The sequence below is a fragment of the Rhodococcus sp. NPDC060086 genome (assembly GCF_042730275.1).
GTDB lineage: Bacteria > Actinomycetota > Actinomycetes > Mycobacteriales > Mycobacteriaceae > Rhodococcus.
Genome location: NZ_JBHWWZ010000084.1, coordinates 1 through 13711 on the forward strand (window position 1 = coordinate 1; position 13711 = coordinate 13711).

At 64.5% G+C, this 13711-nt stretch carries 13 protein-coding genes; 2 read left to right on the forward strand and 11 right to left on the reverse strand.

The window, feature by feature from the left end:
• Positions 1–80: 80 nt before the first annotated feature.
• From ACFWB0_RS25075 to ACFWB0_RS25090, 4 genes are all read right to left on the reverse strand, one after another.
• Entirely contained in the window at positions 81–554 is a 474-nt protein-coding gene (locus ACFWB0_RS25075) for a Dps family protein (protein WP_378493106.1), read from the reverse strand.
• A gap of 347 nt (positions 555–901) precedes the next feature.
• A complete protein-coding gene (locus ACFWB0_RS25080; protein ID WP_378493107.1) occupies positions 902–2362 on the reverse strand; it encodes a catalase in 1461 nt (486 codons plus the stop codon).
• Positions 2363–2460: 98 nt separating this feature from the next.
• The gene (locus tag ACFWB0_RS25085; protein ID WP_378493108.1) at positions 2461–2889 is read right to left on the reverse strand and encodes a Fur family transcriptional regulator; all 429 of its coding nucleotides are present in this window, start codon (positions 2887–2889) and stop codon (positions 2461–2463) included.
• A 114-nt stretch (positions 2890–3003) separates the two neighbouring features.
• Positions 3004–3162, reverse strand: a complete 159-nt coding sequence (locus tag ACFWB0_RS25090; protein WP_378493109.1) for a hypothetical protein — start codon at positions 3160–3162, stop codon at positions 3004–3006.
• Positions 3163–3638: 476 nt separating this feature from the next.
• Here ACFWB0_RS25090 and ACFWB0_RS25095 point away from each other — a divergent pair, with 476 nt between their 5' ends.
• The gene (locus tag ACFWB0_RS25095; protein ID WP_378493110.1) at positions 3639–5507 is read left to right on the forward strand and encodes a zinc ribbon domain-containing protein; all 1869 of its coding nucleotides are present in this window, start codon (positions 3639–3641) and stop codon (positions 5505–5507) included.
• On the opposite strand, the gene ACFWB0_RS25100 is transcribed toward ACFWB0_RS25095, so the two are convergent.
• The 7 genes from ACFWB0_RS25100 to ACFWB0_RS25130 all read right to left on the reverse strand — a co-directional run bounded on the left by ACFWB0_RS25100 (position 5414) and on the right by ACFWB0_RS25130 (position 12986).
• Positions 5414–5830 carry an NADPH-dependent FMN reductase gene (locus ACFWB0_RS25100; protein ID WP_378493111.1) on the reverse strand — a complete coding sequence of 139 codons (417 nt, stop codon included), beginning with the start codon at positions 5828–5830 and terminating at the stop codon, positions 5414–5416. The two genes, ACFWB0_RS25095 and ACFWB0_RS25100, sit on opposite strands and share 94 nt — an antisense overlap.
• Positions 5831–6061: 231 nt before the next feature.
• Complete coding sequence (locus ACFWB0_RS25105; RefSeq protein WP_378493112.1) at positions 6062–7519, reverse strand: catalase; 1458 nt, start codon at positions 7517–7519, stop codon at positions 6062–6064.
• A 338-nt stretch (positions 7520–7857) separates the two neighbouring features.
• A complete protein-coding gene (locus ACFWB0_RS25110; RefSeq protein ID WP_378493113.1) occupies positions 7858–8481 on the reverse strand; it encodes a pentapeptide repeat-containing protein in 624 nt (207 codons plus the stop codon).
• Positions 8482–8589: 108 nt separating this feature from the next.
• Entirely contained in the window at positions 8590–9225 is a 636-nt protein-coding gene (locus ACFWB0_RS25115; RefSeq protein WP_378493117.1) for a hypothetical protein, read from the reverse strand.
• Positions 9209–10924, reverse strand: a complete 1716-nt coding sequence (locus ACFWB0_RS25120; RefSeq protein WP_378493114.1) for an FAD-dependent oxidoreductase — start codon at positions 10922–10924, stop codon at positions 9209–9211. Before ACFWB0_RS25120 ends, ACFWB0_RS25115 begins: the two co-directional genes overlap by 17 nt.
• Positions 10921–12426 carry a flavin-containing monooxygenase gene (locus tag ACFWB0_RS25125; RefSeq protein ID WP_378493115.1) on the reverse strand — a complete coding sequence of 502 codons (1506 nt, stop codon included), beginning with the start codon at positions 12424–12426 and terminating at the stop codon, positions 10921–10923. The genes ACFWB0_RS25120 and ACFWB0_RS25125 overlap by 4 nt, the downstream gene beginning before the upstream one ends.
• Positions 12423–12986, reverse strand: a complete 564-nt coding sequence (locus tag ACFWB0_RS25130) for a TetR/AcrR family transcriptional regulator (RefSeq protein WP_378493118.1) — start codon at positions 12984–12986, stop codon at positions 12423–12425. The genes ACFWB0_RS25125 and ACFWB0_RS25130 overlap by 4 nt, the downstream gene beginning before the upstream one ends.
• A gap of 184 nt (positions 12987–13170) precedes the next feature.
• On the opposite strand from ACFWB0_RS25130, the gene ACFWB0_RS25135 reads away from it, so the two are divergent.
• Complete coding sequence (locus ACFWB0_RS25135) at positions 13171–13653, forward strand: MaoC family dehydratase (RefSeq protein WP_378493116.1); 483 nt, start codon at positions 13171–13173, stop codon at positions 13651–13653.
• The last annotated feature ends 58 nt before the right edge of the window (positions 13654–13711 follow it).

Below are 13711 nucleotides of genomic sequence, written 5' to 3' on the forward strand. Positions count from 1 at the left end.
GGCACCTCGAATTCCGGGTCGTTGTGGGGGGGGCCCCCCCCCCCCGCGGGGCGGGGCGCCCCCTTCCGGGCGGTCGAGCGTCAGACGAGCTGGGCCTGCCACATCCAGTGAAGCTGCTCGAGTCGAGCGACCTGACCGATCAGGAGGTCCTCCGTGACCGGGTCCACGTCGCCGGTGAGTTCGATACGCTCACGCAGCCGGGTGATCACCGCCGCGAGGTTACCGACGATCGACGCGACGACCTCTTCGTCCTTGCTCCAGCCTTCACCGAAGCCCTTGGTGCCGTTGTCGCGGGCAACCGTATCGGCACGCCCATCCGGACTGACGCCGATCGCGGTCATCCGCTCGGCGACCTGGTCGGTGAAATCCCTTGTCGCCGTGACGAGTTCATCGAGGGCGAGGTGGACACTACGGAACTGGGATCCGACGACGTTCCAGTGCGCCTGCTTGCCGATCAGGCTCAGGTCGATCAGATCGACGAGCACGCTCTGCAGCGCGTCTCCTGCGACCTTCTGGTTCTTCTCCGACAGTGTGCTCGTGATGGGGCTGTTCATCTTTCGCACTCCTCTCATTTTCGTATACCGCCGAATTCAACAGTTTTCGCGGCGGAATGCTTCCGAATCGAATCATGTGTGGCCGAACCCACGTGCGTGCGAGATACTCGACGCCGGGCGCCGGCGTAACCTGCACCGACGATGTGGCTGTGTCACGGGATCGTGTCGACGAGGCCGACGACCGTGCCCCGAGCGTCGGGACGAGAGATGATGGTTGTACGGTTCATCCTCGACCGACGAAGGGGGTTCGCATCATGGACGCACAGTCACTGATCGTGTTGGCACTGGCCGTTGCAATCTACCTGTGGGGCCTGGCCTGAGGCTTCGCGGGCCGCGGACCTGAGTAGTCAGGCACACCCGGTCCGCACGCCTTCCTCGACCTTCTTCCCGAGATCGGCATCGACGTTGCGCCAGTATTCGAAGATGCGCTCGTACAAGGCCTCGGAGGTGCCTCCGAGCACGTGGCCGACGATGTTGCCGACCAGAAGTTCCCGCGTGGCATCGTCCATGACTTCACGGACCAACGTGCCGGCCTGGCCGAAGTCGTCGTCCTCCGCGTGCTGGACATATGCGGCTCGCACCGCCTCGGTGCCGAAGTCCCACAGTCCGTCGTCACCCGCACGCTCAGGGTCCGCGTGCGGACCCCCGAAGCTGTTCGGTGCGTACACCGGCGTCGCGGGGTCGTTGAACGAGTACGCCATGTTCCCGTCCTGCGAGTACGACTCCACCTTGTTCTTCGGTGCATTGACCGGCAGCTGCGCATGGTTCGCCCCCACGCGGTAGCGGTGTGCGTCCGCGTAGGAGAACACCCGGCCCAGCAGCATCTTGTCGGGCGAGAATCCGATGCCAGGCACGACATGCGACGGCGAGAACGCAGCCTGCTCGATCTCGGCGAAGAAGTTGCGCGGGTTGCGATTCAGGGTCCAGGTACCCACCTTGATCAGCGGATAGTCCTTCTGCGACCAGACCTTGGTGAGGTCGAACGGGTTGAACCGATAGCCCTCGGCCTCCGCAACCGGCATGACCTGCACGTGCAGCGTCCAACTGGGGAATTCGCCGCGTTCGATCGCCTGGTACAGGTCGGCCCGATGGTAGTCGGGATCGGTGCCCGCGAGCACGTCGGCCTCCGCGGCAGTGAGGGTTTCGATGCCCTGGTCGGTCTTGAAATGGTATTTGACCCAGAATCGTTCGCCCTCGGCATTGATCCACTGGTAGGTGTGCGAGCCGAAGCCGTCCATGTGCCGCCAGGTACGCGGAATGCCACGGTCACCCATCAGCCAGGTCACCTGGTGCGCGGTCTCCGGACGCAACGTCCAGAAATCCCACTGCATGGTGTGGTCGCGCAGGCCGGAGCCCGGCAGTCGCTTCTGCGAGTGGATGAAGTCGGGGAACTTGATCGGATCCTTGATGAAGAAGACCGGCGTGTTGTTGCCGACGAGGTCGTAGTTGCCGTCCTCCGTGTAGAACCTCATCGCGAAACCGCGTGGGTCGCGCCACGTGTCAGGGCTTCCCTGCTCACCTGCGACAGTCGAAAAACGCACCAGCGACTCGGTTTTCACACCGGGCTGGAACAGCTTCGCCTTCGTGTAGGCACTCACGTCCTCGGTGACGACGAGTTCACCGAAGGCACCGCCGCCCTTCGCGTGGACGACACGCTCGGGAACGCGCTCACGGTTGAAGTGTGCAAGCTTCTCGATCAGGTAATGGTCGTGCAGCAGGATCGGGCCCTGCGCTCCCGCGGTCAACGAGGTGTCGTCACTGGCGACCGGGTTACCGGCGTTGTTGGTGGTGAAACGGGTGTTCGTCATGTGTGTGACCTCCGAATGGGCGGTCCCGCAAGCGGGGACGACGCGTCGACACGGGCCGCCGAAGCGACTCCGTGCGTGCAGTGGGTAGCGAAAAGGGTTCAGCGGCAGGATTCGCACAGACCCCAGAAGGTCACCTCGGCTTCGTCGATGACGAAGCCTCCGGCGTCCGACGGAGTAAGGCAGGGTGCAGCACCGACGGCGCAGTCGACGTCGACGACGATGCCGCAATTACGGCAGACCAGGTGGTGGTGGTTGTCTCCGGTGCGGGTCTCGAACCGGGCGGGCGATCCTGCCGGCTCGATCCGACGGAGAAGGCCGGCACCCACGCAGGCCCTCAGTACGTCGTACACGGCCTGGGTCGAGACCTTGCCGAGTTCGTCTCGCACGGCGGCGGAAATTTCGTCGGCATCCGAATGCGGGTTTCTGGCAACCATATCGAGTACTGCAACACGCGGAGCCGTCACTCGGAGCCCCACGGAACGAAGCTGTTCCTTGGGGCCGAAGTGTGAGTCATCCGTTCGTTGCATGACCTCAAGTATGCCCCTTTTCTGGAATTAGTCAAGAAAAGGAACGGTGTGGTGGTGGTCACCCGAGATCACGCCACACGTGCGCGGACCTCATCGATGAGGAGCGAAACCTGCTCAGCGGTTGCGCGGAAGGACGGTGAGAACACGCTCGATGTGCTCGCGGAACTCCTGCACGTACTTCCTGAGGAACTCGGCAGTCGAGTCATCGGAGATAGAGCCGTCGTCGCTGTAGATCTCCGGATCGAAGGTGATGTAGCCCTCGGGCGCCGTCATCTGACGAGTGTTGGTGAAGCTCAGCACTGCGCGCAGGCTCACAACAGTGGATGAGAAGTCTGATACTCGATAACGCTTCCTGACACTTCCCTCCCGTGTCTCGGCACGCCGCAGAACACCCCCATACCCACCATGAGGTTCGCACTACCACACCGAAAGACCGATCACCTTCCCGCCATGTCGAATCCGGCACCACATCAACGCCCAGGCCGACCTCGCACTCGTACCTCGAATGCCGTACCACCGGTCAGCACCCCGCCAACCAGAACCACAGTTGTGCACCGCCGAGCACCGAACCCGCCAAGGCAGAAAACCGCCGCTCCCCGCTCCCCGCCCCACGTGAAAATGCTGCACGAGAACACATCCAACAGAACGTGTCGGTGCCCGACGATACGGTGCGACACACTGCCGGCCCACGACGAAACATCACCGGCAGCCGCACCGACCGACGACCACACCGAACAGGGTGGTGAACGATGACCGGCACCGACCTCACCGACCGTCGCCGGTTCGGGTTCACCACCCGACCGTATCTCGCGGTCGATACCACCACCGGCGACCCGATCGGACTCGACGACCTCGACATCCGCATCCGGTGGCTGCTCGACCTGATCACCGCCGCCGAAACCGGCCTGCTCACCCGGCTGTGGCACCCCGCCACCTTCGACACCCTCGCCGCCGGCCACGACAGCCAGGGCCGGGCACTGCCGAAACACGGACACGTCGCTGCCGCCCGCCTCGGCTGGACCCCCACCTACCCTGACGACATCTATGTGCCGTCGCGGGTCACGCGGGTGGTCACCGCCCACGCCACCGCAACACTACGGACCTTGACCTACCGCGACACTGCGATCGCGGCACTGTCGGCCCGGTTCGATCCCGTCACCGGACATCTCGCCCCACCGGCGAGCGGCGAGGTGTACGTGCCGTCCGCGTTCGCCCGGGGTGTACGACGGCAGTTGGTCGCGCGTGCCAGCCTGGTCGACGACACGGCCTCGGGTGCAAAGATTTCAGGCCCTGCAACCACGGGCGCGGCGACCACAGACGATGGCACCTCAGGCGCTGCGACTTCGGACGGAGCGCAGCCCACACGGCTGCGGATCACCGACATCCAAACCCCACCGCAGGTCAGCGCCATGGCCCGCCTCGCGGCCACCGACAAACAACTCGCGGAACTCACCGTCACCGGCGACACCCTGACGCTGACGGTGAAACTGCCCACCGCAGCCGCCCCCACCGGGCGAGCGCAGTGGCGGGCGGTCCGGTTGACCGCGACGCTCCCGCCGCACCTGCACGGCCGGGCGATCACCGCCTGGCATCTACCGACCCTGATCCTCGACGGTCGGGGACTGTTGCTGCAGTGCGCCGCCACCGAAGCCGTCCCCACCAGTGAACTGAGTACCGCGACGGTGGCGGTGGGGGTGGACTGGTCCCCATCGACCCTCGGCGCCGCGGCCATTGCCTCCGAAAGTCCCGACGGGTTGATCTCCGATTTTCAGGGCTACACCTACGACGACCGCGGCCTCGGCATCAAACTCGCCCGGTTGCAACAGGAAGGGCAACAGCTGCACCGCAAATCGGCCCGGCTGCGCCGGCTCGCCGAGAACGCACCGCCGAAGCTCCGGACGGAGCTGGACGCGAAGATCGCGGTCCTCGACGCGAACCGCACCGCCGTCGGTGCCAAACGCGGCAAGATCAACCGGGAACTCGCGTTCCATTTCGCTCGTCAAGTCACCGACTACGCCACCGCCGCCGACGCGACGGTGATCGCCGTCGAGGACCTGTCCACCCTCGAACCGCGTGGTCACGGCCGGGTGAACAACAATCGGGCGGCGCAGTCCGCACGCCGCAAGGCCGCTGATGCGCTTGCCCATACCGCCGCGCGGGCGGGTGTGGCGGTGGTGGCGGTACCGGCGCGGGGATCGTCGGCCTTGTGTCCGGGGTGTGACGCGCCACTGTCCCGCCCGGGTGGCTATCACCACGCGTGGTGTGAGTCCTGCCGGCTGGGTGGGAATCGTGATCATGTGGCGGGGGTGAACCTCGCCAAACGCGCTCTACTCGGCCGGGGTGCTGCGGTCCGCACCCGTGCTGGGAGCCTGGAGATCCGGTCCACCGAGCATGCGCCGGTGCGCAAGTGTCGGGACAAGACCGGCCCGACCCCGGCGAGGCCGCGGCATCGGCGGGTCCGCCGTAGCGTTCCCAGATCAACCTCTTGCGAGGGGGTGAACAAATCGAAGTCTCGTCCTGCACTTCAAGCGTCGGTATGGGACACGGTCGAGCCTGCGGCATCGCGAGATGTCTCGGGTAGCCGTGAGGAACGTGGATCTGGACCGCCTGGCACGTAGGTGGCAGGAAGTATCAGGTTTACGTAGACGCTCTGCTGCGCCAATGCGGTACCGATCCCGCCCGGCGACGCGCCGATGACCGCGACGGGCATGTGGTCGAAGGAGTTCTGCCCCCACGGACGCGACGCCCAGTCGATCGCGTTCTTCAATCCGCCGGGTATAGACCGGTTGAACTCGGGCGTGACGAAGAGGATGGCATCGACCGCCGCGATCGCTTCCTTGAGAGCGCGTCCCTGCGGCGGGTAATCGGCGTCGTAGTCCTGGCTGTACAACGGGAGATCCCTGATCGGGATCTCGACGAACGACATGTCGTCCGGTGCCAACTTGATCTGTGCTTTCGCACAGAATCCGGTTGATCGACGTGGAGGAGAGGCTTCCGACGGTGTATGCGCTCACTGGGCTTCCCTTCGGAGGCGGATCACGTGAACTCCATCATGCGCACCCCACCGGACGTTTCGTCGAGGATTCCGTGATTCTTTCCGTGCCATCTCGCCGAGACACCTGTGGGGCCGCCCGCGTTGCGCGGACGACCCCACAGGGTAGGACGGGACGGTCTAGATCGGTCGTTCACCCTTCAGCGCGGCAATCGCCTTCGCGACGCCTTCACCGTAAGCGGGATCGCACTGGGTGCAATTGTCGATGTGTCTCTGCACCACGATCTCTTCGGCGCCATCGATCGCGCGGGCGGTGTTGTCGAACAACGCCTGCTTCTGCTCGTCGCTCATGTTGTTGAACAACACGCGGGGCTGCGAGAAGTAGTTGTCGTCGTCCTCGCGGAAGTTCCATGCATCCGCCACGGCGCCCACCGACTGCGGCGGATTGCGGTACTCCGCCTGCTCCTGCCACTGGCCGTAGCTGTTCGGCTCGTAGTGCAGCTTGCCGCCGTGGTTGCCGTCCACCCGCATCCCGCCGTCGCGGTGGAAGCTGTTCACCCCGTTTCTCGGCGCATTGACCGGAATCTGGAAGTGGTTGACCCCCAGCCGGTACCGCTGCGCATCGCCGTAGGAGAACAGGCGCCCCTGCAGCATCTTGTCGGGAGAGAAGCTGATACCCGGGACCACGTGCGCGGGGTTGAACGCAGCCTGCTCGACCTCGGCGAAGTAGTTGTCCGGGTTTCGGTTGAGCTCCCACTCACCGACCTCGATGAGCGGGTAGTCGCCCTTCGGCCACACCTTCGTCAGATCGAACGGATGGTAGGGAACCTTCGCGGCGTCGGCCTCCGGCATGACCTGCACGCACAACTTCCACTTCGGGAAGTCGCCGGCCTCGATCGCATCGAACAGGTCGCGCTGAGCGCTCTCGCGGTCGGCCCCGACGAGGGCCGCAGCCTCGGCATCGGTCAGATTCTTGATGCCCTGCTGGACACGATGATGGAACTTGACCCAGAACCGCTCGCCCTCGGCGTTGATGAAGCTGAAGGTGTGCGATCCGAAACCGTGCATGTGCCGGTACGACGCGGGGATGCCGCGGTCACTCATCACGATGGTGACCTGGTGCAACGACTCCGGAAGATTCGTCCAGAAGTCCCAGTTGTTGTTGGGGCTCCGCAGATTGGTGCGCGGATCGCGCTTGACGGCGTGGTTGAGGTCGGGGAACTTCAGCGGGTCGCGGAAGAAGAAGACCGGCGTGTTGTTGCCGACGAGATCCCAGTTGCCGTCCTCGGTGTAGAACTTGACCGCGAAGCCGCGGATGTCGCGTTCGGCGTCGGCGGCACCGCGCTCGCCGGCGACGGTGGAGAACCGGGCGAACAGTTCGGTCTTCTTACCGACCTCGGAGAAGATCTTCGCGGTGGTGTACTGCGAGATGTCGTTGGTGACCGTGAACGTTCCGTATGCGCCCGAGCCCTTCGCGTGCATACGACGCTCCGGGATGACCTCGCGGTCGAAGTGTGCGAGCTTCTCGAGGAACCAGACGTCCTGGAGTAGCTGTGGTCCGCGAGGGCCTGCGGTGATGACGTTCTGGTTGTCGGGGACGGGGGCACCTGCGCCGGTCGTCAACTTGTCCTGGGTCATTGTTGTCCCTCCGTATGCATGCGTAGCCGTGCGTGCGTTCAGTCGAAGTTCGTATCCAGTTGTCGCTCTACCACTCCGGGCTGCGGAGCAGCAGAAGGTGCCTGGCGTTCCACCACCTCGGCCCCTGCTATGTCGCCAGTCACACTTCACCACCTTTTCTTGAATAGGTCAAGAAAACGAGGCACAAAGTCCCGATGTGCCGGCGGGCAGAACCGGAACACCACGATTCAACGTACCCGGAACAACATCGGTCGTCAGCGAAATACCATCCGATTCACCAGCCGCATGCGTCACAGGAGAACCACTGGCTCGCGGAACGGGGCCAGTCGTAGAAGCGGTCAGCCCTCCGCGACCTCGAGCCCCTGCGCACCCGCGTACGCCAACGCCTGCCCGAAATCGATCTTTGCGCCGCGCAGGCTCGCGGAGACCCAGAGCATCGCGTCGACGCGCGCTCCGGTCAGGTCCGCGCCGTCGAGTCGCAACCCGCCTGCGCGCACACCGCTGAGGTCGGCACCGACGAGCAACGCCTCACGCAGATCCGCATCGACGAGATTCGCCTCACGCAATCGGCACCCACTCAGGTCTGCCTTCCGCAGATCGATGCCACCGAGAGACGTCAGGCTGAAGTCGACCTCATCGAAGGTCATCGGTCGCATCCGGCAGTCGCGGAAGTTCGAACCGAGAAACGTCGAGTTCCGAAACGTGCTGCCGCGCAACTGCGTGTACTCGAACGTGCAGTTCCGGAAGGCCGCCCCCGAGTGCGTCGATCCGGTGAGATCCGCGCCGGTGAAGTCGCAGTCGGTGAAGGTGACCGCTTCCGTCGAAAGTCCCGAGAGATCCGCATCATGGAAGGTACAGCCCACATACTCCTGGCGACGCCACTCCTGACCCGGTAGACGAGCGTCCGAGTAGTCCTCCCCCACGATCGTGTCGGCTGCGGGGTCGAAGGCGGGATCACTCATACCCTCAGTGTTCCCCATCAGGTCCCCGTGTTCACCGTCAGGCCTCCGTGATCATCACCCCGGCCTCAGTGACTTCCATCGCCGATCTTCCTGATCGGAACCTCCTCGCTACCGCGCAGTGCGGGCGGGTCCGGTCGCCATCGAACCCGACGTGATGACGATCCCGTGATGGGTCCCCGACCGCAGCCAGCGGCTCAACGTCGGACCCTCCGCATCCACCGTCACCCGCGCATACCGGAAGCGGCCACGCAGACGAGCGGACGCCCGGTGCAGATCGCCGTTCTCGCCCGGCTGCGCGAACGTGAGACCACCGACTATCGGCAGCCGAGGCCCCCGCGGCAATGCGGAGGTCTCGACCTTCCAACCGTCCCCGACTGCGGTGAAGCTGCCCAGAACGTCTCCGGAGAAATCGGCGAGTACCTTCGGGAGCTTCCAGTGCTCACGACCACCGTGTACCGAGGGCTCCGAGTCGACGGCGATGAACGGCAGCGCCATCGCGGGGATCAGCCCACGCCGAAGCACCGGGCTGGCCAGGATCTCGCGATACGGGCCCACCGGAGAATCCAGGTAGTCGACCATCATCGCGAGCGTCATCGGCACGATCGGCCCGCCGGGACCGTGCTCGCGGGCCTCAGGAGTACTGCGGTGCCACCACAGGGTGGCGCGCACGCTCGCCGGCCACGGTGGCGGCGGCGACACCGGCCAGTCGGTACGGTCGTCGGCACTTTCAGGAACGCTCCACAGCACTGGCGGTCTCCTCGTGTCGGATCGGGAACAGGGGCAGACGCAGTGCGCCGGGGGCATCTGCGGGCACCACCGGCCGTATCGGCGGCACGGGTTTCACAGCGGAGTAGGGCGAGCCGACCGGCGGCCGGGAATCTTTCTCATCCTTGTTGGGCCACAACGCCATTGCCCGCTCCGCCTGTGCGGTGATGGTGAGAGAAGGATTGACGCCGAGGTTCGCAGTGACCACCGAGCCGTCCACGACATGAATGCCCTCGTGGCCGTACGCGCGCAGATAGGGGTCGACGACACCGGTCTCGGGCGAGTCGCCGATCACGCATCCACCGAGGAAATGTGCGGTCATGGGGATGTTGACGAGATCGAGGAGCGACCCTCCGGGATCGCCGCCGATCTCGTCACCCACCTTCCGGACCGCCTCGTGCCCGACAGGAATCCATTCCGGTGGCGGATTTCCCGGCCCCTGCTTGCTCGTGACGCCGCGCCCGAACGGGCTTCGCCTGCTGGCGAGCTCGAGCGAGTTGTCGTCGGTCTGCATCACGAGCGCGATGACCGTGCGTTCGGACCAGTGCCGCACCGACAGACTGCGCAGGAAAGCGCGCGGATCACGAGCCGCAACACCCATGAACTTCGCCAATCGAGGAATCCTGCCACCGCCATCCACGAGCATCGCCTGCAGCAGCCCGATCGCATTGCTGCCCTTGCCGTATCGGACCGGTTCGATGTGAGTGTGATCATCGGGGTGGAACGACGATGTGATCGCAACACCCTCGGTGTAGTCGACGTCGCGATTCTGCGCGGTCGCTGCGAGCACCGCCTCCGAGTTCGTGCGGACGACGCGACCGAGCTTCGGCGACAACCGAGGTAGATCGCCGCTCTCGCGCATCGCGAGCAGCAAGCGCGCGGTGCCATAGGTTCCCGCCGCCGCGACCACCTGATCTGCGGTGAACACCTTCCGACGCTTACGGATCCCGTTCGTGCTGCGAGTCTCGATCTCGTAGCCGCCACCCGCGCGGGGCGTGACCCGCGTCGCGGTGGTCAGTGGGTGGATGCGCGCACCCGCTCGCTCGGCAAGGTGGAGATAGTTCTTGACGAGGGTGTTCTTGGCGCCCACACGGCAACCGGTCATGCAACTACCGCACTCCGTGCATCCGGTGCGGTCCGGGCCCGCGCCTCCGAAGAACGGGTCAGGTACGGTCCTGCCCGATTCGTCGAAGAAGACACCGACCGGCGTGGGGCCGAAGGTGTGTCCGACGCCCATGTCGTCGGCGACCTTGCGCATCACCTCATCGGCCGGAGTGACACTGGGGTTCTCGCGCACCCCGAGCATCCGCGATGCCTGCTCGTAGTAGGGCGCGAGCTCTGCCTCCCAGTCGGTGATGTGGCCCCACTGGGAGTCCTGGAAGAATCGAGACGGCGGGCGGTAGAGAGTGTTCGCGTAGTTGAGCGAACCACCCCCGACCCCTGCGCCGGCCATGACCAGCACGTCGGGAAGCAGGTGAATACGCTGTACGCCATAGCATCCGATAGCCGGCGCCCACAGGTACTTGCGTAGCCGCCAACTGGTCTTCGGGAGCTCGTCGTCGGCGAAACGCCGACCGGCCTCCAGAACTCCGACCCGGTATCCCTTCTCGGTCAGGCGCAGTGCAGAGACGCTGCCGCCGAATCCCGAGCCGATGACGAGAACGTCGTAGTGGGTCATGCCCGTGCTCCCATGTTCGCGGCCCACAGTTCGTAGTTCTCTGCGTCGAACTCCTTGGTCCGGTTACGGTAGTGCCAGGTGAAGGTCGGCCACATCACGGAATTGCGTCCCGTCGAGTCGAGATACCAACTGCTGCAGCCCCCGGCATTCCAGACAGTGCCTGCCAGCAGCGGATCGAGCTCTTCGGCAAAGCGACGCTGCGCGTCGGCTCTGACTTCGACCGCGTCGAGACGACGGGTACGCATGGCCCGCAGGGTTGCGGCAATGTACGCGGCCTGGGACTCGAGCATGTACACGATGGAGCTGTGTCCGAGGTTGGTGTTCGGCCCGTACATCAGGAACATGTTCGGGAATCCGTTTACGCTGATGCCCAGGTGCGCGGACGGGCTCCCGTTCCACACCTCAGCGAGACTACGGCCATCTTCCCCTCGGATATGTTGCGCTACAGGCGGTTCGGACGGCATGAATCCGGTACCGAAGATGATCGTGTCGACGCGGTATTCGTTTCCGGCAGCATCGACGACCCCGTTCTCGGTCACCGAAGTCAATGCCGACGATACGACATCGACTTCACGACGAGTGATTGCCGGGAACCAGTCGTTGGACAACAGGATTCGTTTGCAGGTGATGGCGAAATCCGGTGTCAGCCTTGCCCGCAGTTCCGGGTCGGACACTTGCTTGCGCAGGACTGAACGCGCGCGCTTCTCGAACAGTGGCAACGCGTACTTCCGCGCGAACGGTTTCGTCATACCGACGACGTACATTTCCTTCTGACCGTACACAGCGCCGCGAACAGCCTTCTGGACCCACGGAAATCTGCGGTACAGGGATCGAACGGACGAAGCGATTCCGGGATCGCGCTTGGGCATCACCCAGGAGGCAGTGCGCTGGAACAGCGTGAGGTGTTCGACCTTGTCGACAATCGCGGGCACGAACTGGATCGCCGACGCGCCCGTGCCGATCACCGCGACCCGCTCGCCCGTCAGATCGTGGTCGTGATCCCATTCTGCCGAGTGGAACATGTTGCCGCGGAACATCTCCAAGCCGGGAACTTTGGGCAGGGTCGGAGTGGAGAGTGCACCGGTCGCCGCGACGAGGACATCGGCGGTGAGGTTGCCGCGCGAGGTCGACACCGCCCACTGTGCACGTTCGCCGTCCCATTGCGCATCGCGCAGCTCGCACCCGAACATCGTCCGCCGCACGACGCCCTGCTCGCGAGCCACCCGACGCAGGTACGCGTAGATCTCGGCCTGGGTGCCGTGCGCCCTCTCCCAACCTGGTTCCGGCGCGAAGGAATAGGAGTACAACGCACTCGGAACATCGCATGCGGCACCGGGGTACGTGTTCACCCGCCAGGTTCCACCGACATCGTCGCCGCGTTCGACGACGAGGACGTCGGCGTTCGGGTCGTCGCGCAGGAGGGTGGCAGCCATACCGATGCCACCGAATCCCGCGCCGACAATGAGGGTGTGCACATGTTCGGGAAGCGTTGCCGGACTCATTTCATCACCAGTGCCTTCCACACCGGGAGCAGCCTCTCCCGGAACTCACGATCGGATTCAGGAGTGCGCATCAGGGCCGACACGGCCAGCCCCCGAGCCAGTTCGATGCTGAGGTCGATGACATCGGGAGCGAGCCGGTCGCCCATGATTTCCATCAACCCCACGCGCAGCGCATCGGACACCTTGCGTTCGAGCGGGATCATCGCGGCGTGCAACGCCGGATCGGTGCGTGCCGCCACCCACAGTTCGAGTGCGGCATAGAACAGCGGTCCTGAGAACGCATCGATCAGCGTCTCGAAACCGAGTTCGGGATCGGGTTCCGCGTCGAGGATTTCGACGAGGCGCTTGTCTACGAGATGCCCGACGGCCGCGACGACCAGCGATTCCTTGGTCGGAAAGTGATGGAGCTGCGCGCCGCGCGATACTCCGGCCCTCTTGGCGATGCCGTGGGTACTGGTGCCCGAGTACCCCAGCTCGTCGAGGGATTCGATCGCCGCATCGAGCAACTTCGCGCGTGTCGCGGCGGTGCGTTGCGCCTGGGTTCGCGAACCCGTCGCCATGGTGTCGTGGATCACGCTACCGAGCGTAACTGCAAAAGAACAAACAGTCCAGACTGTTTTTAACTGGTACCTACGGTGCCGCAGGGTGCCGAGACCGATTCGATACCCAAGCCGGGGTCAAACGGTGGCACTCAGAGCAGACTCACTTACGCGCACTGCAATACCGAGCAGTAAGGGAGTCCGCATGACATCCACCGACACCACCACCGGCACCCACGTCTCCACCCTCGCCGAGCTCGCCGAATATGTCGGCAAGCCGCTGGGGCTCAGTTCATGGATCACGGTCGGACAAGATCGGATCGACACCTTCGCCGACGCCACCGACGATCATCAGTGGATCCACATCGATCCCGAACGCGCAGCGAAGGAAAGTCCATTCGGCGGACCGATCGCACACGGGTATCTGACACTGTCACTGATCATTCCGATGTGGTACGAGGTGCTGAAGGTCGACAGCGTGACACTGGCCCTCAACTACGGCCTCGACAAGGTCCGCTTCACCAATCCGGTGCCGGCAGGTGGTCGGGTACGACTCGACGCCACCCTGAAATCGCTCGAGGACCTACCGACGGGCGGCGTGCAGATCGTCATCGAGGGCGTGATCGAACTCGAGAACAGTGAACGCCCCGCGGTGGTCGTCGAGGCGATATACCGCATGTTCGAGTAGACAGCACCACCCCGGAGTGAGCGAACGGCACCTTCGATCGATCTGATCTATCGTATGT